26 protein-coding genes are annotated in these 23,109 nt (G+C 65.9%); 15 read left to right on the top strand and 11 right to left on the bottom strand.

Features of this window, described 5'->3' with window-relative positions; all coding sequences use genetic code 11:
* Positions 1 to 4: 4 nt before the first annotated feature.
* The 5 genes from PMES_RS14980 to flgF all read right to left on the bottom strand — a co-directional run bounded on the left by PMES_RS14980 (position 5) and on the right by flgF (position 3,695).
* Complete coding sequence (locus PMES_RS14980; protein WP_159966538.1) at positions 5 to 610, bottom strand: flagellar basal body-associated FliL family protein; 606 nt, start codon at positions 608 to 610, stop codon at positions 5 to 7.
* A gap of 64 nt (positions 611 to 674) precedes the next feature.
* Entirely contained in the window at positions 675 to 1,448 is a 774-nt protein-coding gene (gene flgH, locus PMES_RS14975) for a flagellar basal body L-ring protein FlgH (protein ID WP_159966537.1), read from the bottom strand.
* The gene (gene flgA / locus PMES_RS14970; protein WP_159966536.1) at positions 1,445 to 2,113 is read right to left on the bottom strand and encodes a flagellar basal body P-ring formation chaperone FlgA; all 669 of its coding nucleotides are present in this window, start codon (positions 2,111 to 2,113) and stop codon (positions 1,445 to 1,447) included. The genes flgH and flgA overlap by 4 nt, the downstream gene beginning before the upstream one ends.
* 1 nt (position 2,114) lies before the next feature.
* Positions 2,115 to 2,900 carry a flagellar basal-body rod protein FlgG gene (gene flgG, locus PMES_RS14965; RefSeq protein WP_159966535.1) on the bottom strand — a complete coding sequence of 262 codons (786 nt, stop codon included), beginning with the start codon at positions 2,898 to 2,900 and terminating at the stop codon, positions 2,115 to 2,117.
* Positions 2,901 to 2,948: 48 nt separating this feature from the next.
* Positions 2,949 to 3,695: a flagellar basal-body rod protein FlgF gene (flgF, locus tag PMES_RS14960; RefSeq protein WP_159966534.1), complete on the bottom strand. Its 747-nt coding sequence runs from the start codon at positions 3,693 to 3,695 to the stop codon at positions 2,949 to 2,951.
* A 140-nt stretch (positions 3,696 to 3,835) separates the two neighbouring features.
* Between flgF and PMES_RS14955 the strand changes: the two genes are divergently transcribed.
* The 11 genes from PMES_RS14955 to PMES_RS14905 all read left to right on the top strand — a co-directional run bounded on the left by PMES_RS14955 (position 3,836) and on the right by PMES_RS14905 (position 14,441).
* On the top strand, positions 3,836 to 5,767 hold the full coding sequence (locus tag PMES_RS14955; RefSeq protein WP_159966533.1) for a hypothetical protein: 1,932 nt from the start codon (positions 3,836 to 3,838) through the stop codon (positions 5,765 to 5,767).
* A gap of 82 nt (positions 5,768 to 5,849) precedes the next feature.
* Complete coding sequence (locus tag PMES_RS14950; RefSeq protein WP_159966532.1) at positions 5,850 to 7,151, top strand: flagellar hook protein FlgE; 1,302 nt, start codon at positions 5,850 to 5,852, stop codon at positions 7,149 to 7,151.
* 40 nt (positions 7,152 to 7,191) lie between these two features.
* Positions 7,192 to 8,604, top strand: coding sequence for a flagellar hook-associated protein FlgK (flgK, locus tag PMES_RS14945; protein WP_159966531.1), 1,413 nt, complete (start codon positions 7,192 to 7,194; stop codon positions 8,602 to 8,604).
* Positions 8,605 to 8,618: 14 nt separating this feature from the next.
* Positions 8,619 to 9,701, top strand: a complete 1,083-nt coding sequence (locus PMES_RS14940; RefSeq protein WP_159966530.1) for a flagellin — start codon at positions 8,619 to 8,621, stop codon at positions 9,699 to 9,701.
* A gap of 123 nt (positions 9,702 to 9,824) precedes the next feature.
* Entirely contained in the window at positions 9,825 to 10,943 is a 1,119-nt protein-coding gene (locus tag PMES_RS14935; protein ID WP_159966529.1) for a flagellar basal body P-ring protein FlgI, read from the top strand.
* A complete protein-coding gene (locus PMES_RS14930; RefSeq protein WP_236549828.1) occupies positions 10,943 to 11,245 on the top strand; it encodes a rod-binding protein in 303 nt (100 codons plus the stop codon). The genes PMES_RS14935 and PMES_RS14930 overlap by 1 nt, the downstream gene beginning before the upstream one ends.
* A gap of 2 nt (positions 11,246 to 11,247) precedes the next feature.
* Entirely contained in the window at positions 11,248 to 11,712 is a 465-nt protein-coding gene (locus tag PMES_RS14925; protein ID WP_159966528.1) for a hypothetical protein, read from the top strand.
* 107 nt (positions 11,713 to 11,819) lie between these two features.
* The gene (locus PMES_RS14920; RefSeq protein WP_159966527.1) at positions 11,820 to 12,656 is read left to right on the top strand and encodes a flagellin N-terminal helical domain-containing protein; all 837 of its coding nucleotides are present in this window, start codon (positions 11,820 to 11,822) and stop codon (positions 12,654 to 12,656) included.
* Positions 12,657 to 12,750: 94 nt separating this feature from the next.
* Positions 12,751 to 13,149: a flagellar biosynthesis regulator FlaF gene (locus PMES_RS14915; RefSeq protein WP_159966526.1), complete on the top strand. Its 399-nt coding sequence runs from the start codon at positions 12,751 to 12,753 to the stop codon at positions 13,147 to 13,149.
* A 3-nt stretch (positions 13,150 to 13,152) separates the two neighbouring features.
* A complete protein-coding gene (locus PMES_RS14910; RefSeq protein ID WP_159966525.1) occupies positions 13,153 to 13,620 on the top strand; it encodes a flagellar biosynthesis repressor FlbT in 468 nt (155 codons plus the stop codon).
* Positions 13,617 to 14,441: a DUF1217 domain-containing protein gene (locus PMES_RS14905; RefSeq protein ID WP_159966524.1), complete on the top strand. Its 825-nt coding sequence runs from the start codon at positions 13,617 to 13,619 to the stop codon at positions 14,439 to 14,441. Before PMES_RS14910 ends, PMES_RS14905 begins: the two co-directional genes overlap by 4 nt.
* Before the next feature lie 99 nt (positions 14,442 to 14,540).
* Here PMES_RS14905 and PMES_RS14900 read toward each other — a convergent pair whose 3' ends face one another.
* The 5 genes from PMES_RS14900 to fliF form a co-directional block, all read right to left on the bottom strand.
* The gene (locus tag PMES_RS14900) at positions 14,541 to 15,596 is read right to left on the bottom strand and encodes a flagellar motor switch protein FliG (RefSeq protein ID WP_236549827.1); all 1,056 of its coding nucleotides are present in this window, start codon (positions 15,594 to 15,596) and stop codon (positions 14,541 to 14,543) included.
* 31 nt (positions 15,597 to 15,627) lie between these two features.
* Positions 15,628 to 16,392, bottom strand: coding sequence for a flagellar type III secretion system pore protein FliP (fliP, locus tag PMES_RS14895; protein WP_159966609.1), 765 nt, complete (start codon positions 16,390 to 16,392; stop codon positions 15,628 to 15,630).
* 126 nt (positions 16,393 to 16,518) lie between these two features.
* Complete coding sequence (locus PMES_RS16755) at positions 16,519 to 16,923, bottom strand: FliM/FliN family flagellar motor switch protein (protein WP_236549826.1); 405 nt, start codon at positions 16,921 to 16,923, stop codon at positions 16,519 to 16,521.
* Positions 16,916 to 17,587 carry a FliH/SctL family protein gene (locus PMES_RS14885; RefSeq protein WP_159966523.1) on the bottom strand — a complete coding sequence of 224 codons (672 nt, stop codon included), beginning with the start codon at positions 17,585 to 17,587 and terminating at the stop codon, positions 16,916 to 16,918. Before PMES_RS14885 ends, PMES_RS16755 begins: the two co-directional genes overlap by 8 nt.
* A complete protein-coding gene (gene fliF, locus PMES_RS14880) occupies positions 17,587 to 19,287 on the bottom strand; it encodes a flagellar basal-body MS-ring/collar protein FliF (RefSeq protein ID WP_159966522.1) in 1,701 nt (566 codons plus the stop codon). The genes PMES_RS14885 and fliF overlap by 1 nt, the downstream gene beginning before the upstream one ends.
* Positions 19,288 to 19,438: 151 nt before the next feature.
* Between fliF and PMES_RS14875 the strand changes: the two genes are divergently transcribed.
* The 4 genes from PMES_RS14875 to PMES_RS14860 are packed head-to-tail and all read left to right on the top strand — an operon-like array spanning position 19,439 to position 21,960.
* On the top strand, positions 19,439 to 20,023 hold the full coding sequence (locus PMES_RS14875) for a flagellar basal body-associated FliL family protein (RefSeq protein WP_159966521.1): 585 nt from the start codon (positions 19,439 to 19,441) through the stop codon (positions 20,021 to 20,023).
* A gap of 8 nt (positions 20,024 to 20,031) precedes the next feature.
* A complete protein-coding gene (locus PMES_RS14870; RefSeq protein ID WP_159966520.1) occupies positions 20,032 to 20,964 on the top strand; it encodes a FliM/FliN family flagellar motor switch protein in 933 nt (310 codons plus the stop codon).
* A complete protein-coding gene (locus PMES_RS14865; protein ID WP_159966519.1) occupies positions 20,948 to 21,319 on the top strand; it encodes a flagellar motor switch protein in 372 nt (123 codons plus the stop codon). Before PMES_RS14870 ends, PMES_RS14865 begins: the two co-directional genes overlap by 17 nt.
* Complete coding sequence (locus PMES_RS14860) at positions 21,316 to 21,960, top strand: MotE family protein (protein WP_159966518.1); 645 nt, start codon at positions 21,316 to 21,318, stop codon at positions 21,958 to 21,960. The genes PMES_RS14865 and PMES_RS14860 overlap by 4 nt, the downstream gene beginning before the upstream one ends.
* Before the next feature lie 16 nt (positions 21,961 to 21,976).
* On the opposite strand, the gene PMES_RS14855 is transcribed toward PMES_RS14860, so the two are convergent.
* Positions 21,977 to 23,104, bottom strand: coding sequence for an EscU/YscU/HrcU family type III secretion system export apparatus switch protein (locus PMES_RS14855; RefSeq protein WP_159966517.1), 1,128 nt, complete (start codon positions 23,102 to 23,104; stop codon positions 21,977 to 21,979).
* Positions 23,105 to 23,109 lie beyond the last annotated feature (5 nt).

Here is a 23,109-nt window from a genome sequence, read left to right as displayed (position 1 = left end):
CGGCTCAGCTGCGCGGCACGTCCTTCTTGTAGAAGGCGAGGAAAAGCACTTCGTCGATACCCCCGAAATTCGTCGACAGATCGTCGCGCAGCGCACTCGACAACGCGTCCGTATCGATGGCGACACCGCGCATGATCGTCCCCGAAGCCGCTTCGGTCAGGGAGGTGAGGATCGCGTCACGCAGCCGCGCGGCATTCTCGGGCACGGCATAGAAGGCCTTCTTCTCCTCGTCCGGAACCGAAATTCCGAAATCCGCCACGACATAGGTAATGCTGCGCGGCTTGTAGACAGGCACCGTCATCCGGCCAAGCTTGACGACCTTGGGCTGCGGCGCGGCTTCGGCGACTTTCACGGCTTCGGTATCGGCGGCGCCCGCGGCATCGGGAGACGCTTCGTCCGACGTGCCCTGCGCCTGCATGTCGGCTGCTTCGGCAAGATGCGCCTCGGCGGCGGTCTGCGTCTCGGTCTCGGGCAGCGGCGTGTCCACGGCCTCGGGATCCACGGCGGCTTTGGCCTGTGATGCGTCCGGTGCGAGCATCAGGCCCGCGCCGTAGCCGCCGCCGAGGCTGAGGAGCGGCACGGCAGCGAAGAGGATGAGCGAAAGTTTCATGAGACGGTGGGCCCTTCTGGTTCAGGGCCTCTTCATCGCCTCACAATCCGCCGAGAGTTTTATCTTAATAGGGCAATATTACGTCCAGAACGTCCTCGCCATAACCGCGGCGCTGTTGCCGGGAGAGCGCGCCGCGTCCACCATAGGAGATCCGCGCCTCGGCGATCTTGTCGTAATCGATGCTGTTCTCGCGTCCGATATCCTCGGGACGGATGATCCCGGCCACACGCAATTCGCGCAATTCTTCGTTGACCTTGACCTCCTGGCGGCCGGCGACCACGAGGTTGCCGTTCGGCAGCTTCTGCACGACGAGCGCGGCCACGCGCAGGCTGATGCTTTCCTGCCGCTTGATCTGGCCGTCACCGGAGGATTGCTGCGAGGCGGAGATATCGACGATATCCCCCTGGGGCAGGTCGTCCGGGCCAACGCCCGGCAGGATCTTGTCGATCTGGCTGCCATAGCCGAAGAAGGTCGGGAAGCCGAGCGAGCCACCACCCTGCCGCGATCTCTGGGTGGAGTTGTTGAGCCGGGCCTGATCGTCGATCTCGATGCGGATGGTCAGGATGTCGCCAACGTCGGAGGCGCGCTGGTCGGCGAAGAAGCTTCTGGTGTCGCCGCCGCCGCCGCCCCAGAGCGATGCCGATTGCGCGCGCGCACGCACCGGCGGCGCGGAAGGGGGCGGCATCGGAACCTGCACCCGGGCGACCTCAGGCATGCTCGAGGGCGACATCTCCACCCCCGAGAAGCGGGGGTCACGGTCGAGGACCGCGCCCGGGGTGCAGCCGGCGAGGCCGATCAGCGCGGCGAGCGCGGCGGGACGTGTCAGGGCCGGGTTCATTGCGAAACCTCCACTATTCCTTCGGCGGTCGCGATGCCGATGACGGAGGCATTGCTGACCAGGTTGACGATCTTCACTTCCTGCCCCCGATGCGCGTCCCCCAGGGCGCGCCCCGGAGCGCTCAGCTCCAGAAGCCCGTCCTGATAGCGGATCGACACCTTGTCCCCCCGGTCGATGACCAGGGGCGGGCGGACCGAGCGGTTGAGGATGGGGCGGCCCTTGGCCAGAAGACTGCGCACCTGCATTCCGACAAGGCCTTGCGCGTCGCTGACGGCATAGGCCCCGACGCGGCTGAGCGGCAGCTCGATCACGGCAAGGTCCTGTGCCGTGATGATCTCGTCCGGCATCATCCGCCGTTGCGGCACCGGTACCGGCACCGTGACCGTGGCCAGTCCCGTCACGCGCGTCACCGCGCCCTGCGGGCTCACCGCGTTGGCGATGAACTGACCGGTGGCCTTGTCCATCCAGAAGGCCGACAGCAGATGCGCCTCGCCCGGATCGCCCTGGACATGCACCTTGACCTGGCCGTTGGCGGGAAATTCCGCGCCGAACTCGGCCATGGCGCGTTCTTCGACGAGAACATGCAAAAGCTCCGCTCCGGCGCTTCCGGCCGCGGCGAGCGATGCGAGGAGGATGGCTGCGAATGCGCGGATACGAGGGGTCATGTCACTTGATCTGGTTGGCTGCGGACATCATCTGATCGGCCGTCTCGATGGTCTTCGAGTTCATCTCGTAGGCACGCTGCGCCGAGATCAGGTCGGTGATCTGCTGGATGATGTTGACGTTGCTGTTCTCCAGATAACCTTGGCGCACCACGCCCACCCCCGGATCACCGGGGCGCCCCTGCAGCGGATCGCCCGAAGCGACGGTCGCCTGCATCATGTTGTTTCCGAGCGCGCGCATTCCGGCCTCGTTCACGAAGGTCGCGAGGCTGATCTCGCCAAGCTCGACCGGAACGGGGTCGTTCTCGACGAAGGCCGATACCGTGCCCTGCTCGCTGATCTCGACGCGCACGGTATTCTCGGGGATGACGATGCCCGGGTCGATCTCGTAGCCCTGCAGCGTCACGAGCTGGCCCTCGGCCGAAAGCTGGAAGGCACCGTCGCGGGTATAGGCCTGGCTGCCATCGGGCAGGTTCACCGCGAAGAAGCCGCGCCCGTCGATTGCCACGTCGAACTGGTTTTCCGTGCCGAGCATCCCGCCTTGCGTGTTGAGGCGCACGGTCCCCGATGTCTGCACGCCGAGGCCGATATCGACACCGACCGGCTTGGTGCTGCCTTCCTGGCCCGTCAGGGCGCCCTCGCGCTTGCGCGTCTCGTAGATCAGATCCTGAAAGGCGGCACGGGAGGATTTGAACCCGGTCGTGTTCGCGTTCGCGATGTTGTTCGAGATCACGTCGACATTCGTCTGCTGCGCGTGCATGCCGGTTGCGGCGATACCGAGGGCCTTCATGGTGTTCTCCTGTTTTCCGAAGGGGACGCGGGGTCCCTTGTTCCTGGATCAGACGGCCTGTCCGAGGCGCCTGAGCGCATCGCGGCGAAGATCGTCCTCACCGCCCATCAGCTTGACCGACCGCTCGTAGGCCTTCTCGATGGCCATCATGCGCGACAGCTCCACGACGGGCTGCACGTTGCTGCCCTCCACCGCGCCTTGCACGACCGCCGTTCCGGTGGCCGGGATCGCGTCCTGCGCGGCGCCTTGCGGCGGGATGAACATGCCACCGCCGATCCGGGTGAAGGATTGCAGATCGCCCAGATCGAAGAGGCCGATCTGCGCGATGACGCCGATGCCGTCCGCGGCGATCGTCCCGTCGCGGGCGATCGTCACCTGCGCGCCGATATCGGGCGGCAGGGCGATCGGACCGCCGCCGGCATCGAGCACCTGCGCGCCCGTGCTGGTGACGAGGTTGCCCTGCAGGTCCAGCATCAGCTGCCCGTCGCGCCCGTAGGCACGCTGCCCCTCGGCGGTCTCGTAAGACATCCAGCCAGTGCCCGAGAGCGCGACATCGAGCGGATTGCCGGTCTGTTGCAACTGTCCTTGCGCCGCGTCGAGATAGGAGCCGGTGTCGATGACGAATGAGGTCTCCTCGCCCTCGCGCCCGGTGTCACGGTGCACAAAGGATTCGAAGACCACGCGCTCGGACTTGAAGCCGGAAGTGTTGGCATTCGCGATGTTGTTCGCCGTCACGTCGAGCTGCCGCATCATCGCGGTCGCCGAGGAAAGCGAGACATGTGTCGAGTTATCCATCTTTGCAACAAGTCCCGATATTCTGGCTAAAAAAGTTTGAAGAGTTTGTTCTGTTCTTGGTCATCGTGTAGCTGATCCTTGTGACACGCAAGGAATTTGCCGGGAATACGCGGTTGAGCAAGGTTAAAACACGGCTAATCATGGCAATTACGGCACTATTATTGCCGTATGCCAACGGGCTGCGCGCCGCCGCCGCCGCCGAGGATCCGCATGCCCCGCTCATGCGCGGCGCCGTTGCCATGACCGCGCCGCATCCTGTCATCGAGGGCGAATCGGTCGGCGCGAAAGAGGGCATCGGCCTTCTGTCCACGCGCGACCCGGATGCGGGCGGCGAGGCGGCCATGATCTCGCCCCCGGCCTTCGAGTTGCGCGATCTCAGCCGCACGAGTTTCCTTTCGGACCGCGAGGCGCGCCTTGCCGCCTACGCCGCCGCGCGCGCCGATCATGGCGACGAGACCGCGCCGGGTGACCCCGAGATCGAGGCCATTCTCGACCTGGCGGCATTCTATCTCGGTCACGCGATGCTGCCCGAGGGGCGCTCCATGCTCGGCGCGCTGAGCACGGTTGCGCTGCCGCCTGCCCAGGCGGCGCGGCGCGGCGCTCTCGCGCTCGGTCTCGAAGTGCTCGGGCCGCGTCCGGGCCCCTTGCCGGCCGCGGCCGGTGTCCTGCTCGATCCCGTCCATTCGGACTGGCCCGATCAGCCGCTGATGCTCGCGCTCGAGGCGATCCGGCAGGGCGATCCAGCCGGCGCCGCGCCCTATCTTCCCGACCTGCAACCGCGCATCGACGCGTTGTCCGGCCCCATGCGCGAGGTCGTTCTGCCGCGTCTTCTCGAAGCGGCGATCGAGGGGGGCGACTGGCGCAGTGCCCGCGATCTCGCCGCGCTTTTCCAGAGCAATCCGATCCTCAAGGGCAGCACCGCCTATCTCTACCTGCTGGGCCGGGCGGCGCAGGACGGCGATGCCCCGCTTGCCGCTTTCGACAGTCTCGTCGCTGCCGCCGAGGGCGACGATCTGTGGGCGCACAAGGCCCGTCTTGCGATCGTCGAGCTTGGCCTTGCTACCGAAACGCTGGAATTGGCGGAGGCGCGCGACATCCTGCATCAGGCGAGCCAGCTCTGGCGCGGTGATGAGCATGCGCTGGACACCGCGGTGCGGCTTGCGAAAATCCACGCCGAGCTCGGCGACCAGCCGGCCGCTCTGGAAGTTCTGGGCCGGGCGATCGCGATACATTCGCAAAGCCCGCGCCGCGAAGGGCTGCGCGAAGAGGCTGCGGCGCGGGTCGAGGCGTTCTACGCCGCCGGCGCCGAAGGTAGCCTGCCGCTCGGCGCCTTTCTCGCCGGCCACCGCCGGATCGCGCCGGGCTTCTGGTTCGAGCCGGGCTTCCCGGCGCAGGCGGAACGCTTCGCGGCGCGTTTCCTTGCCGCCGGCGCCACCGATATCGCCGCCGCCGAATTCGAGACCATCATCGAATATCTCGCCGTCGCCCGTGACCTCGGCCTGGCGGAGGTCGCCGACACGCGCCTCGACCGCCTGACGCTGCTCCGGGCGGAGGCGCTGCTCGAAGGGGGGCAGCATGAGCGCCTCGGTGCGCTTCTGGCGCAGGGCCTGCGCGGAGAGGATGCCGCGCTCCTGCAGGCGTTCGAGGCGGTGCGCATCCGCCATTTCGCCGCAACCGGACAATCGGCGCAGGTTCTGATCTCCACGCAGACGAGCGAGGGCGCGCGGGATCTGCGCATCGAAGCGGCGGCGTTCTTCGACGAGGAGCGCTGGACCGAGGCGCATGCCGCTTATGACCGCCTGCGCCGGGAGACGGCCGGTACGCTGCGCTTCACCGATGCGGTGCGCCTTTTGCTGTCGGCCCATCGCAGCGGCGCGCGGGATTACGCGATCGAATTCGCCGATGCCTACCCGGCGATGCGCGACACGCCGCAATGGCGCGAGATCACCACCGGGCTGCTGCGCCATGTTCCGCGCGTGCAGCCCCTGAACGAAGGGGACGCGAAGGCGCGTCTCGAAGCTGCGGACCAGACCCTCGGCGCGCTCGGGGCGATCGTCCCGGTGGCCAATTGAAACCCGGGCGGCCATCGGCCGTCCTCAGACGATCGGACCACGGGCGCTGCGCGCCGGCGGCCCGCACAGGAAAGGAAACGAGATGAGCATTTCCAACGCGATGCAGACGGGTGTCAGCGGCCTCAACGCCAACTCGACTGCCGTGGGCCGGGTGTCGGAGAATATCGCGAACGCCAATACCGACGGCTATCGCCGCAGTTTCGCGCATATGGTGACGCAGACCGCCAGCAGCAATACCGGGACAGGGCCGTCCAATGTCCGTGCGGTCGAGGCGAGCGACATCCGCTCGTCGGGCGCGCTGCGCATCACCAACAACGAGACGGACCTCGCGGTCAGCGGCAACGGTTTCTTCGTCGGCTCCATGACGCCCAACGCGACCTCCGATGCCGATTACCGCCTGACCCGCGCCGGCGCCTTCCGCCCGGACGAGAACGGCGACCTGGTCAATGCTGCCGGGCTCTACCTGTCGGGTTATCCCTATGAGGCCGACGGCGGTATCGGTGCCGTCGACACCGGCACCTTCGCCGATCTGCAGACTGTCAACCTGAGCCGCTGGAGCTCGGAGGGAGCGCCCAGCACCGCCATGAGCATCGCGGGCAACCTGCCCTCGCAGGAGACAGGCCTCGCCGAGCCCGGAGCGCCGTTCCTCTCCTCCGCGGAGTTCTTCAGCCCGCTTGGCGCCTCCGACCGCCTGCAATTCTCGTTCCAGCCGACCAACACGGCCGATACCTGGGAGCTCAGCGTGGCGGGAACCGATGGTGCCGCATATGGCACCGTCGACATCACCTTCCACAACAGCGGCGCCTTCGCCGGCGCTCCGCTGAGCTATGCCGCGACGTCGACCGCCGCGGCTCCGGCCGCCTTCAGCTTCGATCCCGCGACCGGCACCGCCAGCGTGACCGTCGACAACGGCAGCGTGCCGCAGGTTCTGAGCCTCACGCTCGGCGCGCCGGACAGCTTCGAAGGCCTGACCCAGTTCGCCGGCGACTTCAGTGGTCTGCAGGCCGAGGCCGATGGCAGCGCGACCAGCGCGCTGGTGCGAACGGAGTTCAGCGAATCGGGTAATATCTTCGGCGTGTTCGATGATGGCACGCGCAAGGCGCTCTACCAGGTGCCGCTGGCCGAGGTTCCAAATCCCGACGGGTTGCTCGCGCGCAATGGCAACGGCTACGTGTTGACCACCGATTCGGGCGAGCTGAACCTGATGCGCGCCGATACCCAAGGGTCCGGCAAGATCGTGTCCGGCGCGCTCGAGGGCTCGAATGTCGACGTGGCGCAGGAATTGACCGACCTGATCCGGATCCAGCGCGCCTACGCATCGAACGCGAAGATCGTCACCACCGCCGACGAGATGCTCGACGAAACCCTGCGGCTGAAGCGCTGATCGCCCGGCCGCCCACCATCCCGATTAAGGAGATGCACCGATGAGCATCGCAAGCGCCTTCAATGCGGCCCGCTCCGCTCTTACAGTGACCGGACGGTGGGCGGAGGTCACATCGAACAACATATCCAATGCCGACCGGCCCGAATACACCCGGCGCGGTCTGACCCTCGATTCCGTCGGCGATGCCTCCGGCGTGCGGGTCGCTGCCGTCCAGCGCGAGATGAACGCCGCGCTCGACCGCGAATACCGTCTCGAGACGGGGCGCGTGGCGCGGCAGGATACGGTTGCCGAGCTGCTCGATGCCTATACCGCCAAGCTCGGATCGCCCGGCACCGAGGGCACGGTGTCGGCGCGGATGACGGGATTGCAATCGAGCTTCGATCTGCTGTCGGCCAATCCCGCCGATCCCGCGCTGCAGCGCAACGTGCTCGACGCGGCGGACGGGATGACGCGCTCGCTGAACAAGGCATCGCGCGACCTGAAGGAGACGACGGCCGCCGTGACCGCCCGGATCGTCGGCGAGGTCGAGGTGGTGAACGGCATGCTCGGCGAGGTCGGCGAGATCAACCGGCAGATCGCCATCGAGGAGAAGGGCAGCCGCCGCATGGCAGTCCTCGAGGATCAGCTTGCCACCCGTCTCGACGGGATCGCGCAGGTCATGGATTTCACGCTTGAGCGCGACGCCGCCGGGCGGGCCGAGCTGCGGACCCGGTCGGGCGCCGAACTGGTTGCCGGAACGCAGGTCACGACGATCAGCTTCGACGCCGCGAGCGGTGCGCTCTTTGCCGGGGCCTCCGAGATCACCCCCGGCGAGACGGGTGTGCGCGGCTTCGGCGAGGGACGGCTCGCCGGCGAGATCGAGCTGCGCAACGCGATCCTGCCACAGATGGAGCTCCAGCTCGACGAGATGGCCGGCGCGCTCGTGGCCGGCTTCGAAATGGCCGAAGGGCTTGCAGGCTCGCCGGGGCTCTTCACCGATGCGGGCGCGGCCTACGATCCGGCCTCCCGCGAGGGTCTGGCCGGGCGCATCACCGTCAACGACGCGGTGCGTCCCGAGGCGGGCGGTGCGCTGTGGCGCCTGCGCGATGGCGTTTCGGCGGCCACGCCCGGATATGCTGGGGATTCGACGCAGATCACCGCCTATTCGGATTTGCTGAGCGGACCGGTCGCCTATGATCCGGCCGCGGGCCTGGGAACCGGGATCACGATGACCGATTACGCCGCCGGCCTGATGGCAGAGCAGCACGCGGTGCGCGTCGATGCAGAGACGCAGGCCGAAAGCCTCGCCCTCGGCACCGAGACGATCGCCCATGCCCGCGCGGGATTGCAGGGCGTCAATATCGACGAGGAATTGCAGCAGCTGATGGCGGTCGAGCAATCCTATGCCGCCAATTCGCAAGTGATGCGCACCCTCGATGACATGATGGAAACGCTGCTCGCGGCGATCCGCTAACGAAAGGTCCGGCAATGTCGATCAACGTCAATACAACCTCGACCCTCTACACCCTGCTCAGCCGCCAGAGGCAGACGGCCGAAGTCGCCGGAAAGCTGGAGGCGGCATCCCGGGAAGTCTCCACCGGCCTGATGAGCGATCCCTACAAGAGCATCGGCATCCGCTCGGCCGAGGCGCTCGGCCTGCGTGCGCGCATGGACCGCAACGAGGGGCTGATGGTTGCCAACACGGTTCTGCAAAGCCGGCTCGATCTGACCGCCGAGACCCTCGGGGCGATTCGCGAGACCGGGCAGGAGGTCCTCGACCTCGCCGTCGCCAATCGCGGTGCACGGGCCGGAACCCTCGGCGCGATCCAGGGCCTCGCGCGCCAGGCGCTCGAGCAGATCACCTCGCAGCTCAACACGGGCTATAACGGCGCGCAGCTCTTCGCCGGCATCGCCGTGGATGCGACCCCCGTCCAGCGCTACGGCGAGGTGAATGCAGGGACCGGGCGCGCACCCAAGGATGTCATCGACGAAGTGATCGGCGGGGGCATCGCCTCGGCGGCGGATGCCGCGGCCAAGATCGCCGAGATCGAGGGTATCTTCGCGGATGCCGACCCCGATCCCGCACGCAATTTCGAGGCGACCTTCTACAACGGTGCTCCCCGCCTCGATGCCTCGGGCGCGCCGGTGCCTCGCCTGCAGACCCGCATCGAGGAAAACGAGACGCTCGAATACGGCGTTCAGGCGAATGACCAGGGCTTCCGGGATCTCATCCGCGGTCTGTCGATGCTGGCTGGAACCGACGCGCAATCGATCGCCGATGACGGGGCCTACGAGGCATGGACCTCCTCGGCGGTGGATGCGATGGCGAGCGGTCTTGCCGATGTCCTGCAAAGCGAGGTGAAGCTTGGCAGTCAGCAGAAGACGCTCGATTTCACCATTCGCGCACAGACGGATCGGTCGGATCTCTACAATAGCCAGATCCTGTCGCTGGAGGGGGTCGACACCTACGAGGCCGCGACCCGCGTCGCGCAGCTGCAGACCCAGCTCGAGGCGACCTATTCGATCACCGCACGCCTCTCGCGCCTGTCCTTCGCCAACTACATGCGCTGAGGGATGCAAAGCTACAACAAAGCCGCCAATCGGGTGAAGGAGGTGCGGCAAGTTCTTGTCTTGGGATGAATAAAGTCCGATTGTTCTTGTATAGAGCAAGAATAGAGCACCGGCAGGACAAAGATGCGCACCCCCTTCACCCTCAAGACCCTGGCCATCGCGGTCCTGCTGGGCGCGGCTGCGCTCGGTGCCCCCGCGGCGGCCGAGGTGAGGATCAAGGACATCGCGAGCTTCGAAGGGGTCCGGGAGAACCAGCTGGTGGGCTACGGCCTCGTGGTCGGGTTGAACGGAACCGGCGACAGGCTGCGCAACGCGCCCTTCACGGAAAAATCCATCGAAGGGATGCTGGAACGGCTCGGCGTGGGCAACCTGTCGGGCGACAGCATGAAGACGACGAACACCGCGGCCGTCATGGTCACGGCGATGCTGCCGCCCTTCGCACGGCGCGGCGCGACCATCGACGTTGTCGTCTCCTCGCTCGGTGACGCGTCCAGCCTTCGGGGCGGAACCTTGATCGTAACGCCGCTTTCCGGCGCCGATGGGGAGGTCTACGCGGTTGCACAGGGCCCGATCGCGGTCGCGGGATATGCCGCCCAGGGCGCCAACGCCTCGATCGTCGAAGGCGTGCCGACCGTCGCGCGGATCGAGAACGGCGCGACGGTCGAGAACGAGATCGACTTCGCCTTCAACAGTCTCGACAGCATCCGCGTCGCGCTCAGGGTGCCCGATTTCACGACCGCGATGCGGATCGAGGAGGCGATCAACCGCGCCTTGGGCAACGGGCTGGCAACGGCGCTGGATTCGGGAACGGTCGAGGTGCGCAACGGGGCCAAGACGGACCTGCCGGAGCTTCTCGCAAGGATCGAGACGCTCACGGTCAAGCCCGACAGCGTGGCCAAGGTCGTCATCGACGCCCGCTCCGGCACGATCGTCATCGGCGCGAATGTCCGCATCGACATGGTCGCGGTCAGCCAGGGCGGCCTGACGGTGAAGGTCAAGGAGAATATCGAGGTTAGCCAACCCGAGCCGATCTCGATCGGCGGAACGACGGTGGTCGTGCCGCAGACCGATGTCAGCGTTGTCGAGAACGACGCCTATTTCAGCCTGCTGGAGGGGGATGTCAGCCTGCAGCGCCTTGTCGACGGGCTCAATGCGATCGGGGTCGGTGCGACCGAGACGATCTCGATCCTGCAAGCGATCAAGGCCGCCGGCGCGCTTCATGCCGATCTGGAGATCATCTGATGGACAGCATGACGATCACCCAGCGACCGGTGGCGCAGACCTCCGGCGCGCATCACTCCCCGCGCCGCGAGAGCGACGAGAGCCGCACGGCCCGCGAGTTCGAGGCGGTCTTCCTGACCCAGGCGGTCGAGCAGATGATGAGCAATGTCGATATCGGAAGCTTTGGCGGCGGTGATGCCGAGAAGACCTGGCGGGGCTTTCTCGCCCGTGCCGTCGCGGACGAGATTGCCGCGCAGGGGCGCACCGGAATAGCACAAAGCGTTGGCGTGGCAATGTCCGCCTACGGCACGGCGAAGGGGTGAGCATGACCGATCGGAACATTTCCTGCGCAAGCGCGCAAGACGGCGCGGCAGGCGGGCAGGACGCGCTCGACGAGGCCGGCACCCCCGAGGAACAGGTAGAGGCCCATCCGGGCGTGAGGATGATCGACGCGCTCAGTGCCGTCCTGACCCGCGAGATCGCGGCCATCGAGGCGCGCGAGTTCGAGGCGCTCGAGGCCCTGTTCGAAGAGAAGAGCGCGCTCGTCGAAAAGCTCGAACAGGAGCCGCCGATCCCGGGCGAGGCGCTGCGTGCCCCGCTTGAGGATCTGGGCGCCCTGGCGCGCAGGGACAGCGCTCTTCTGGAGCGGATGATCGATGCCACGCGCAGCGTGCAGCAAGAGGTTACAAGAATACGCGACCGTCACCATACGGCCGGCGTCTACGGATCCGAAGGGAAGAAGCGGGAGGTTTCCGTTGCCCGGAAACCACGGCTCGATACGTCTTACTGATGCCTTAATTTCGCCCAGCCCCCCGGAAATACATGGCTCGTGATTAACCACGAACCTCTTCTGTCAGAAAGACGGAATTCTCGTGAACCGACAATACGGAGAAGAACATGTCTTCCATTCTCACGAACAACTCCGCGATGAACGCACTCTCGACCCTGCGTAACATCAACTCCAACCTCTCCAACACCCAGGACCGCATCTCTTCGGGTCTCAAGGTCGCCTCGGGTAAGGACAACGCCGCCTACTTCTCCATCTCCGAGACGATGAAGGGCGACAGCGGCATGACGAAGGCCGTGAACGAAGGCCTGACCCTGACGAAGAACGTGGTTTCCACGGGCCGTCTCGGTGCCGAGACCGTTTCCGATCTCGCCGAGCAGTTCGTCGAGCGCGTGGCCTTTGCCCAGGGTGAGGGCGTGGACCGTGCCGAAGTTCAGAAAGAACTGACCGCACTTGCCGACCGCATGGATGCAACCATCAGCCAGTCGACCTTCAACGGCTCCAGCATGTTCTCGGCAACCGTTGGTGATACGATCACTGCCGTGACCGGCATTACCCGCGATGGCACCGGTGCATTCCAGGCTCCGACCACGATGGATTTCGCCAAGGTTGATCTGCAGGCCGTCGCGACCGCCATGCGCGCCATCGACGTGACGGATGAAACGATCACGATCCAGGCTGACCTTGTCGAAGCAGAATCGCAGCTTGCCACGGCCATCGACGCGGCCACCACGCTCGGCGTGTCGGAAAAGACCATCGAGACGCAGCAGGACTTCCTGACTGCGCTCTCGGACAAGCTCGACAGCGGCATCGGCTCCATGGTCGATGCGGACATGGAAGAGGAGGCCGCGCGCCTTCAGTCGCTCCAGGTCCAGCAGCAGCTCTCGACCCAGGCTCTGTCGATCGCCAACCAGGCGCCGCAGAACATCCTGAGCCTGTTCCGCTAAGGCCCTCGGCGGCGCCCGTCCACGTGAGGCGGGCGCCGCCAATCCGCGCCATTCACCGCATAGAATTGCGGGCATATAACAGAGCAGAACGCAAATGAGCATCAACGCATACAAGAAGACGATCAGGGAAAGTGAATCTCCCCGCCAGATCGAGCGCCGCATCTTCTCGCGCATCATTGGTGGTTTGGAACGCGACGCCCGGAGATTCGACCGATCGGAGACACGATCCGACCGCCTGTCCATCCTCTCGGACGGGTTGCGCCAGACGCTGACCGACAACCAGGCCTTCTGGACCGCCCTGAAATTCGATCTCGCGACGCCGGGCAACAACCTGCCCGCCGCATTGCGCGCGCAGCTCCTGTCGATCTCGCTTTGGGTCGACCGCCAGACCGCTGTCGTCCTTGGAGGCGGCACCGGCGTGATGGCTCTGCTCGACGTCAATCGAAACATCGCCGCCGGCCTGTCCGGCCAGGCGCCCGGTCCCAGGGGATAAATCATGGCACTCAAACTCACGCTCAAGCCCGACGAGAAGATCATCGTGAACGGTTGCGAGATGCGCAATTCGAGCCGCCGCCACGTGATGATCATCGAAAGCCACGCCGACGTGGTGCGCGGGCATGACCTTCTGGACGAAGGCGACGCCGCGACGCCGGTGAGCCGGGTCTATTATCTCATCCAGTGCGTCCTCGTGCGCGCCAACCTGCGCGACAAGCTCGTGCCGGTGATCCAGAAGGATCTCGCGACGCTGGCCACGATCTTCGGTGGCTCGAACCTGTCCCAGATTTTCGAGGCGGCCAGCTTCGTCTCGCTCTCCGACTACTACAAGGCGTTGCGGGCCCTGCGCCCGGTGATGCGCTACGAGGCGGAGCTTCTGACCTTCAAGGTCGGACAGGCCGTGCGCGACGATTTCGACATGCCGGCGCCGCCCGCCGCCGCGCCCGCCGTGTCGGAGTATGCGCGGTGATACCCCTTGGCGGTCTGAGCACCCAGCTTGGACTGTCGCTGGTCGATGCGACCCGCGACCGGCAGGAGGAGCTGATCCGCAACACGGTTCAGAATGCCAGGTCCATCAACGCCTTTCGCGAGCGCATCGCCGATGTCGAGACGGTCGATCAGCTGATCGAGGATCGCGAACTCTACACTTTCGTGATGAAGGCCTTCGATCTGGAAGACCAGATCTTCGGCAAGGCACTCATCGGGAAAATGCTCAAGAGCAACATCGAGGAGCCGGATGCGCTGGTCAACCGGCTCAGCGATCCGCGCTTCCGCGAGATGTACCAGGAGCTCGGCTTCGGCACCGACGGCACCGGCAACCTGAACACCATCCTGTTCAAGTGGCAGGAGCGCATGGTGGACCGTTTCGTCGATCGCCAGTTCATCAACGCCCAGACCGAGCAGAACGAGACCTTGGGCATCGTGCTCGAGTTCCGGGCTGCGGCGACGAAGATCGAGACGCCGTTCGACATCCTCAAGAATGCCGACTTGAGCCGCTTCATGCGCCGCGCCCTGGGCATTCCCGACAGCGCGGCAGGGCTCGACATCGACAGGCAGGCCGCGCTCTTCACCAAGAAGTTCGACCTCGAGAAGCTGCAGGACCCGGCGGAGGTGCGCAAGCTCGAGCGCAAGTTCGTCGCGGTGTCGGACGCGCTCGACACCGAGCGTCTGGCCAGCAACGCCGCCGTCCAGCTGATGAGAGGCGCGGTGCAGGCCGGGGCAGGGGGTGGGTTCACCCCGATCACGCTGAACATCGAGGCGATCACCGCCTCGCCGATACGCTACAGGTAGCGCTGCCCGGGCACCGCCCCGACATCGTCCGAGCAACGCCGTGCAAACGCGCCCGGAGGGGCGACCGGACCACGCCGACCGGATCACGGGCCCGGGGGGTCAGTCGAGCATCTCGTCATCCTCGTCGGCCAGCGGCAGGACGATGATCCCTTCCTCGGCAAGATCCTTGGCCACATCGACGATCTCGGTCTGCGCCGCACGCGCCTCGCGTCCGCGCACCGGGCCCATCAGGTTCATCTCGTCCAGCAACATGTCGCGCGACCGGCCCGGCAGCGCATTGAGGAAGTGATCGCGCAGCTCCTTGCTTGCACCGCGCAGCGCCAGCGGCAGCGTATTGCCCTGCAGGTTCCGGATCACGCGCGCCAGGCTTTGGGCGTCGAGGCGCACGAGGTCGTCGAAGGTGAACATCTTCTGGCGAATGCTCAGGAACTGTTCGGGCACGCGTTCCTCGAGGACCGGGCTCAACTCCTCGAAGAGGGTCTGGTCGAGCCTGTTGAAGAGATCCGCCATGCGTTGCTGCATCTCGGTGGAGGTAGGCTGCGAGGAGGCGGCCATGACGTCGCTTTGCAGCGTCTCCTCGATTTCCTTCATCATGTGATGCGGCACCGCCTCGATCCGGATCATCCGTTCGATGATGTTGCGGGCCTTCTCGCGGTCGAGATGCGGCAGGACCTTCGCGGCGATCTCGGCGCTGACATTCGTCAGGATGACCGCCGCCGTCTGCTCGTGCTCGCCCTTGAGGAAATTCGCGATGACCGTTTCGTGCAGGTTGCTGAACTTCGACCACAGGTCGCGCTCGCGCATCGGTCCGCGGATGTCCTTGAGGATGTTGTTGACCTTGTCGTTGGGCAGGAAACTGCGCAACAGGTTCTCGGCCACAGCGAAGGAGCCGACGACGCCGCCCCCGTTGGTCAGGTGGTCGGAGAACTCGGCCATCACCTCCTCGACCTGCTCGGCCGAGATCGTCCCGAGGCCGGACATCGCACGGGTGATCTTCTGGATGTCGTCCTCGGACAGTTTCTTCATCAGCGACGAGCCGCGTTCCTCACCGAGACACAGGAACAGGATCGCGGCCTTCTCGGGACCGCGGAACCGGCGGCGCGGTGCGGTGGGGCGCGCTGCCGTCGCGGCCATGCTGATCGAGGGGCTGCTCATCGGGGAAGTCCTTCCTTCGTCATAAGGGCGCTCACCCGCCACCTGCCAGGGGAGCATAGCTTTCCATGAGACTTCCCGCCAGCATGTACCAGCCATCGATCAGAACGAAGAATATGACCTTGAAGGGCAGGGAAATCAGAACGGGCGGGAGCATCATCATGCCGGCACTCATCAGGACCGATGCCACGACGAGGTCGATGGCTACGAACGGCAGGTAGATCAGGAAGCCGATCGAGAAGGCGCGGCGCAGCTCGGAGATCATGAAGGCGGGGACCAGCTCGCGCCAGCCCGCCTCCTGCGCCGTCTGCGGCTCGGGCGAGGGCTCGGCCTCGGTCTCGCCGGAACGCCGCGCGGCGAGATCGCGAAAGAGCGCGAGATCCTTCGGGCGGGTATTGGCGAACATGAAGGTCTTGAACGGGTCGCCGACACGTTGCAGCGCCTGCTCCTCGGTGATCGAATTGTCGAGCAGTGGAGCCAAGCCGTCCTGCCAGGCATCCTCGAAGACCGGCTGCATCACGAAGAAGGTCATGAAGAGCGCCATCGAGGAGAGTACCATGTTGGGCGGCGTCTGGTTCAGTCCGAGTGCCGAGCGCAGGATCGAGAAGACGATCACGAAACGGGTGAAGCTCGTCATCACGACCAGCAGTCCCGGCGCAATGCTCAGCACCGTCATCAGGGCGATGATCTGTAGCAGCCGGCCCGACAGGCTGGCCCGCTCGTCGGAGCCATCGGGCGCGCCGCCGAGCGCCTGGGACAGCGAATCGAGCAGGCCCGCCGCCTCCTGGGCTGCTAGCATTCCGGGAAACAGCGTGCCGAGCAGCAACGCGCCGCCCGTGATCCACAGGCCGCGTCGGCGATTGGCAGGGATACGCCCCGCGCGGGTGATCAGGATGGACGGCACATCGGCCCCTTTGCGTTCTGCTCAGGTCTCGTTGATGTAATCCTTGACGATCTCGGTGAGCGAGACGCCGATCCTCTCGCCGGTGAGCTTGACCAGATCGCCGCGCGCGACGAGGCGGTCGTTGATGATCAGCTCGACAGGCTCGCCGATCCGCTTGTCGAGCTCGATGACCGAGCCGCGCGACAGTTTCAGCAGGTTCGAGATCGGCATCCGGCTGCGGCCCAGAACGACCTGCACGTTCAAGCCGACATTGAGCATCGCGTCGATGTTGCGTCCCTTTGCATCCGTGGTGCCCGACGGCTCGGGGGGCGCGGTGTCGGCGGCATCGGCGGTGAATTCGGGGAAGACATCGGAGGCGTCGCCGACCGGCTCGGGCTTGGAGGTGGCGGTCTCGGGGGCGGTCTTGGTGTTGTCAGTGTCAGACACGGGGCATGCTCTCGTTTGGGGTGGGGGTCTGTCCGAGTGACGACCGGGCGTTGCGCAGCGCATCGAGAATTCCTGCGCAGATGGCGGGATAGGAAAATTCGGCCGTTCCGTTCAGCCATTCGGCGCGCATCTCGCCTACCGAAAGGGCCGGCTCCGCGATCAGCTCGGGCTCGCGGATCATGCCGGCCGACCTTGCCGCGGCGGCGAGGACGGGGGCGATCTCGGCATGGGTTTCCGGCGCCATGGAGAGTGTCAGGCTGGGGCTGCCGAGGGCAAGGGCGATGGCGCGCCTGATCTCGTGCTCGCACCGCACGGGCGCTTCCTCCTTGAGCAGTTGGGGGAAAAGCTGCGCGCAGAGCGATATCGCGAAATCGAGTGCCTCCGCCTCGAGAGACTTCCTGTGCTCCGCCGCCGCCGCGAAGATCGCGGCGATCTGGGGCATCATCGTCTCGAGCGCGGCGGCGCGGCGGGCCTCGATCTCGGCCTCGCTTCGGGCGCGCCCCTCGGCGCGGCCCTGCTCCAGACCTTCCGCAACGCCCTCGGCGCGCGCCGCGGCGAGCATCAAGGCGATCTCCTCGGCACTCGGCGCGTCCCTGGCCCTTGCGGCCTCGGCCTCCTCGGCGAGTTCGGCATCGAAATTCCGGTCGAACAGGTGCAGGCTCATCAAGTCGGCTCCGCCAGCCAGTGTTGCAGGACCTTCATCGCGCCATCGGGCTCCATGTCCACCATCTCGCCCACGCTGGCAAGGTTGTTGCGCCGGACGCCGCCCTGCACCGAGGCCAGCCTGATCAACTCGTCATCGCCTTCGCCGGGATCCAGGACGGTACCGCTATGCCCGGCATCCGCGATGCGAGGGATATCGCCAGCCTGGCCCTCCTCGCCCTCGGGCGCGGGGAGTCCGGCGGCGCCCGAGGGCGCACCGAGCGCGGCATCGGCGCCCGCGCCGGCAAGTGCCAGATCGCCGGCCATCGCCGGTGCGGGCAGCATGTTGCGCATCATTGGCCGCACCCCGAAGGCGAGGATGGCGGCCACGAGCGCAAGCGCGAAGACACTGCGCAGGATCGAAGGCATGTTCGCCACGATCTGATCGCCGATGGAGGCGGTCATCGGCTCGCCGACATCCATCGAGTAATCCATGAAACGCAGCGAATCGACCGAGACGGTATCCCCGCGCCCGTCATCGAAGCCGATCGCGGCCTTGACCAGTTGCTCAAGGCGCGCCAGTTCCTCGGCGCTGCGGTCTTCGTAGGCGACATCGCGGGCGCCGCCGACATTGTAGATGCCGTTGACCAGGACCGCGACCGTCACGCGCTCGATCTCGCCGGGCTCGCGCACCGTCTCGCTCTGCGTCGAGCCGATCTCGTAATTCACGATCTCGTCGATCTGGCTGCGGGTGTTCTCCGAATCGGGCGCGCCGCCGCCGGCGCCGTCCGCGAGTGCCTCGGGGATGTTGTTCGCGACGCCGACCTCGCCGGAATTGCGGTCGGTGTCGCGGCTTTCCTCCTCGCGGCTCTCGGTGGAGCGCACGACCTGCTGGGACGGATCGAAGCTTTGCTGGCGGATCACCTGCCGCTCGTTGCTGAGATCTACATTGACCTGCACGCGGGCATTTCCCGCACCGACGCGTGCCGTGAGGATGGTGGTGATCGAGCGGGCCATGCGCTCCTCGATGCCTGCGCGGATGGATTGCAGCGTGATCTCTCCCGCGGCGTCGCTGTCCTCGGCGAGAATCGTCTCGCCGCTGGCCGAGAGCACGGTTACGCGGCCGGGCGACATGCCGGGCACCGCGGAGGCCACGAGCGCGCGGATCGAGCGGCCTTGCCGCGTGCCGATCTGATGGCTCGCGCGACTGCGCACGATGACAGAGGCACTCGGCTCGGGCCGGGTGCGCGAGAAGGCCTCGCGTTCGGGAAGAACGAGGTGGACACGTGCCGCCTCGACCCCATCGATCGTCTGGATCGAACGGGTAAGCTCGCCCTCCAGCGCCCTCAAGCGGTTGATCTGCTGCATGAAGTTGTTCATGCCAAGGCCGCCGCCGGTGTCAAAGAGCTCCCATCCGGGCGTTCCCTCATCCGGCAGGCCCTTGCCGGCCAGCACCATCCTGGCCCGCGCGATATCCTCCTGAGGAACGCTGACGATACCGCCCCCGCCCTCGATCTTGACCGGGAAGCCCGCCTGTTCGAGTTCCTCGACGACGCGGCTGGCCCCTGCAGGCGACAGGTCGCGAAAGAGCGGCGCATAAGTTGGCGCCATCACGGTCCCCAGACCGAGAAAAAGCGCCAGCACGAGCGCGAGCCCGGTTGCGCCAAGCATCACCAACCGCGTTCTGCCGAGTGATGCGAGATTGTCTAGAATGGGCTGCACTGTGGCCTCTATTTCTTAGGGTCTGTTCTGCCTCGATGGTCAGGTAGCAACAACTATTCTTGTAAAGCAAGCAAACGGGCCATTTATACTTGTTCGCATCCGTTTATGCTGACAACCTGTGGCAACAGTTCATCAAACGCAGACGGAACAGATGGCACAGACAACCATGGATGCCCCACCGCCGAAGGTATCGGCCGGCCGCAAGCTGATGATGCTTGCGCTCGTCTTGCTGATCTCCGGCGCAGCGGCCATCGGCGGTCTGACCGTGTCCATGGGCCTGGACGGGGTGACGGCCCTCTTTACCGGTGCGCCGATGCCAGAGGCGCAGATCGTCGAGGCAGAGCTGGTCGAAGGCGTCGAAGAGGAGGGCGCGGCCGCCGCTGAGTCGGGCTACGACAAGACGGCGCCCGTTTCGGAGAAGGTGGCGATGCCCTTCAAGGAGATCATCGTCAACATCACCTCGATCACGGCCACCGGGCGTCGTACGAGCCGTTTTCTCAAGATCAACATCGCCCTCGTCTATGACAACGGCGCGGAGGGGGCGTCGAATATCGAGCCGCGTCGCCTGCATCTGCGCGATTCGTTCCAGGACTACCTGCGCCTGCTGACCGAGCGCGACCTGCAGGGCAGCATCGGCCTCGTCACGCTCAAGACCGAGCTTCTGCGCCGTGCCCGTGCCATCACCGAAAGCGACGCTCCTCAGGAAATCCTTATCGCGGACCTTATCATCCAATGATCGATTCAGTGACGTCAGATACCCCCGACGGTCCTGTCGAGGAACAGATCATCCACATGGCGACGATCAGCTACGAGCGCATGCCGATGCTCGAGGTGCTGTTCGACCGGTTCGCCCTGTCGCTGAGCGGCGCGATCAAGAGCTATAGTGGTGCCACAACGGAAGTCACGCTTACCGATTTTTCCTACGGCAATTGCGGTGCGGCGCTCGATTCGCTCGCCGCACCGACGCTGGTGGCGATGACCTCCGCGACCGGTTGGGAGGGACGCCTGGCGACGGTTATCGAACCCAAGCTTCTTTTTTCGCTCCTGGAATTCATGCTTGGCGGGCGCACCGCGGGCGAGCGCGAATGGGAGCCGCGCAGCTTCACGACGATCGAGAAGCGGATCGGCTCGCAGCTCTGCGACGTGGCGCTGCGCGAGCTCAGTTCGGCCTTCGCCCCGGTCACCGATGTCGAGTTCTGCGTCGATCATCTCGAAAACAGCCCGAGGGCGCTGGTGCTCGCGCCACCCGCGAGCGCCTGCATCAAGGTCGAGCTGAGGGTCGAGGTCGAGGGGCGCGGCGGCAATCTGATCTTCGTCATACCGAACGCGACCTTCGAGAAATTGCGGCCCCAACTGATCGAAAGCTTCTTCGGTGCGCAGCTCGGGGTCGATACCGGCTGGCGCGATCAGCTTGCCGGCTCGCTGCAGGGAACGAATGTCGACCTGACTGCGGTGCTGCATGAATTGCAGGTGCCGCTGAACGATGTCCTCGCCTGGCAGCGTGGCCAGACCATCGATCTGGGCATTGCCGGCGACAATCTCGCGACGGTCACCTGCAGCGGCCGGCCGATGTTCCGCGCCGCGATGGGACGCCGGCGCAACGGATCGGTTGCCCTTCGGGTCACCGAGAAACTGGAAGACAAGGAAATGGAAGAACTCAATGGCGCTCTTGATTGATGGAATGATCCTGCTGCTGCTCGCGGGAACGCTGGGCTATGCCTTTCTGGTGGATCGCCGCGTGCGAACCCTGATGGAGGCCCTGCGCGAGCTGCAACCCATGGTCGGCAAGTTCTCCGCCGCCGTGGACCGCTCCGAGCACTCGCTCAGCGCGCTGAAATCGGCAACGAGCCAGGTCAATGATGCGGCCCGCGCCGTTCGCGAGGAGGCGGCCGAGACCGCGGCGGCGGCGCCCGTGCAGAACGAGGCGCAGCCCGCGGCCCCGGCCGCCCCGCGCGCCGGATCGACCACGGTTGCCGGCAAGTCCGACCTGGTGCGCAGCTTCTTCGAATCGGCCCGGAAGCGCGAGGTATGAGGCGTCCCGCGACCCTCATCTTTGCCGGGCTGGCGCTTGCGGGACTGGCCAAGGGTGGCTTGTCGATCGCCGAGAGCGGCTATCTGGGGGCAGATGTCGCCTCTCGCAGCGAGGCGCTGAGCTATGCCGCGCAAGCCGCGCCCGAGGCGCCGCGGACACCGCCGGCACCCGCCGCACTGCCGGTCGCGGCCCCTGCCGAGACCGCCTGCGAGATGCCCGAGGAAATGCTCGCCGCGCTCACCCGCGAGCGCGAGCTCGTAACCGAGCAGCAGGCCGAGCTCGAGCAGCGCGGCTCGGAGATCGAACTGGCCTCCGAACAGCTCGCGGCGGAAACCGCGCGCCTCGGCGAGCTGAAGAGCGATCTGGAGGCCCTGCTCGCCAAGGTCGCGGCGGCGCAGACTTCGGATGTCGACCGGCTGGTCGCGCTCTATCGCAACATGAAGCCCAAGGAAGCCGCGCTGATCATGGACGATCTGGACATCGAGGTCTCGGTGATGGTGCTCGGCACCATGGCCGAACGCGACGCCGCTCCGATCCTCGCCAAGCTCAGCCCGGTCCGCGCCCGGGCGATCTCGCAGATCATCCTCGAGCGCTCCAAACTGCCCGGCGATCAGCGGCTTGAGGGCATCCAGCTCAACTGACCGGCGGCGCGCGCGCTCAGTCCTCCTCGCGCAGGGACGATCCCTCGGGCGGCTTGCGCCGTCCCGTCCGGCCGAGATCCATCACGTAACCGATGATCTCGGCCACGGCCTGCCAATGCTCGACGGGGATCGTGTCGTCGATCTCGACCACGGCGTGCAGGGCACGCGCGAGGGGTCGGTTTTCGACCACCGGAACCTCGTTCTCGCGTGCGATGCGTCGGATCTGGGCGGCGATTTTGTCGGTGCCCTTCGCCACGCAGACCGGCGCCTGGTCGCGGCCCATCTCGTAGCGCAGCGCGACCGCGTAATGGGTCGGGTTGGTCAGGATCACGTTCGCCGTCGGCACCGCCACCGCGATGCGCTGGCGTGACATCTTGCGCCTGATCTCGCCGCGCTTGGCCTTCAAGTGCGGATCGCCCTCGCTCTCCTTGTGCTGGTCGCGCACCTCCTTGAGCGACATGCGCTGTTTCTTGATCCACTGTGCCCGCTTCCAGATGATGTCGGCGATCGCGATCGGCACCAGAAGGACGGCGGCGAGGATCAGCATCATCGCGACCGCGCCTCGCACGTAGCCGGGCAAATGCTCGGGGATGAAGCCCGGCGCTTGCCAGATGCCGGTCAGTGCCTGGCGCGCGACGAAGGTGGCGATGACGGCGATGATCGCCACCTTTGCCGTGCTCTTGAGAAACTCGACGAGGCTGTCGGGCGAGAACATCTTCTTCAGCCCGCCGAGCGGGGAGAGTTTCGATCCCTTGGGTTTGATCCGCTCGAGCGCGACCACGGTTTCGCCCTGGATCAGGACCCCGAAAAGCGCGGCGGCAACCATCAGGCCCAGAACCGGCGCCATCGCGCGGATCACGCTGGCGCCCAGCTCGTGGATCACCGCGCCGAGATCGGAGAGGCCCGCGCTTCCGGTGGCGACACCGATCTGTCCCGCCGATTCCAGCAGGCGCCGCATCATCTCGGCCAACTCGCTGCCAGTCTGCGGCAGCAGGAACCATGTCATCATGAAGAGCGAGAAGACGACCATCATGTTGCCGGTCTCCTTGGAGCTCGGAACATCACCCTTCTGGCGCGCCTTCTTCAGCTTCTGCTCGGTCGGCTCCTCGGTCTTCGAGCTCTTGTCCTCGTCATCGCCGGCCATCGGGT

Source organism: Profundibacterium mesophilum KAUST100406-0324 (assembly GCF_009835145.1).
GTDB classification, from domain to species: Bacteria; Pseudomonadota; Alphaproteobacteria; order Rhodobacterales; family Rhodobacteraceae; genus Profundibacterium; species Profundibacterium mesophilum.
Note: the sequence above shows the minus strand (reverse complement) of the source record. Positions and strands in the feature narration are given on the sequence as shown.

What these genes read in the sequence shown, in the direction of transcription:
- PMES_RS14980 (WP_159966538.1), bottom strand. Translation starts at nt 610, where the DNA reads ATGAAACTTTCGCTCATCCTCTTCGCTGCCGTGCCGCTCCTCAGCCTC.
- flgH (WP_159966537.1), bottom strand. Translation starts at nt 1,448, where the DNA reads ATGAACCCGGCCCTGACACGTCCCGCCGCGCTCGCCGCGCTGATCGGC.
- flgA (WP_159966536.1), bottom strand. Translation starts at nt 2,113, where the DNA reads ATGACCCCTCGTATCCGCGCATTCGCAGCCATCCTCCTCGCATCGCTC.
- flgG (WP_159966535.1), bottom strand. Translation starts at nt 2,900, where the DNA reads ATGAAGGCCCTCGGTATCGCCGCAACCGGCATGCACGCGCAGCAGACG.
- flgF (WP_159966534.1), bottom strand. Translation starts at nt 3,695, where the DNA reads ATGGATAACTCGACACATGTCTCGCTTTCCTCGGCGACCGCGATGATG.
- PMES_RS14955 (WP_159966533.1), top strand. Translation starts at nt 3,836, where the DNA reads ATGGCAATTACGGCACTATTATTGCCGTATGCCAACGGGCTGCGCGCC.
- PMES_RS14950 (WP_159966532.1), top strand. Translation starts at nt 5,850, where the DNA reads ATGAGCATTTCCAACGCGATGCAGACGGGTGTCAGCGGCCTCAACGCC.
- flgK (WP_159966531.1), top strand. Translation starts at nt 7,192, where the DNA reads ATGAGCATCGCAAGCGCCTTCAATGCGGCCCGCTCCGCTCTTACAGTG.
- PMES_RS14940 (WP_159966530.1), top strand. Translation starts at nt 8,619, where the DNA reads ATGTCGATCAACGTCAATACAACCTCGACCCTCTACACCCTGCTCAGC.
- PMES_RS14935 (WP_159966529.1), top strand. Translation starts at nt 9,825, where the DNA reads ATGCGCACCCCCTTCACCCTCAAGACCCTGGCCATCGCGGTCCTGCTG.
- PMES_RS14930 (WP_236549828.1), top strand. Translation starts at nt 10,943, where the DNA reads ATGGACAGCATGACGATCACCCAGCGACCGGTGGCGCAGACCTCCGGC.
- PMES_RS14925 (WP_159966528.1), top strand. Translation starts at nt 11,248, where the DNA reads ATGACCGATCGGAACATTTCCTGCGCAAGCGCGCAAGACGGCGCGGCA.
- PMES_RS14920 (WP_159966527.1), top strand. Translation starts at nt 11,820, where the DNA reads ATGTCTTCCATTCTCACGAACAACTCCGCGATGAACGCACTCTCGACC.
- PMES_RS14915 (WP_159966526.1), top strand. Translation starts at nt 12,751, where the DNA reads ATGAGCATCAACGCATACAAGAAGACGATCAGGGAAAGTGAATCTCCC.
- PMES_RS14910 (WP_159966525.1), top strand. Translation starts at nt 13,153, where the DNA reads ATGGCACTCAAACTCACGCTCAAGCCCGACGAGAAGATCATCGTGAAC.
- PMES_RS14900 (WP_236549827.1), bottom strand. Translation starts at nt 15,596, where the DNA reads ATGAGCAGCCCCTCGATCAGCATGGCCGCGACGGCAGCGCGCCCCACC.
- fliP (WP_159966609.1), bottom strand. Translation starts at nt 16,392, where the DNA reads ATGCTAGCAGCCCAGGAGGCGGCGGGCCTGCTCGATTCGCTGTCCCAG.
- PMES_RS14885 (WP_159966523.1), bottom strand. Translation starts at nt 17,587, where the DNA reads ATGAGCCTGCACCTGTTCGACCGGAATTTCGATGCCGAACTCGCCGAG.
- PMES_RS14875 (WP_159966521.1), top strand. Translation starts at nt 19,439, where the DNA reads ATGGCACAGACAACCATGGATGCCCCACCGCCGAAGGTATCGGCCGGC.
- PMES_RS14865 (WP_159966519.1), top strand. Translation starts at nt 20,948, where the DNA reads ATGGCGCTCTTGATTGATGGAATGATCCTGCTGCTGCTCGCGGGAACG.
- PMES_RS14860 (WP_159966518.1), top strand. Translation starts at nt 21,316, where the DNA reads ATGAGGCGTCCCGCGACCCTCATCTTTGCCGGGCTGGCGCTTGCGGGA.
- PMES_RS14855 (WP_159966517.1), bottom strand. Translation starts at nt 23,104, where the DNA reads ATGGCCGGCGATGACGAGGACAAGAGCTCGAAGACCGAGGAGCCGACC.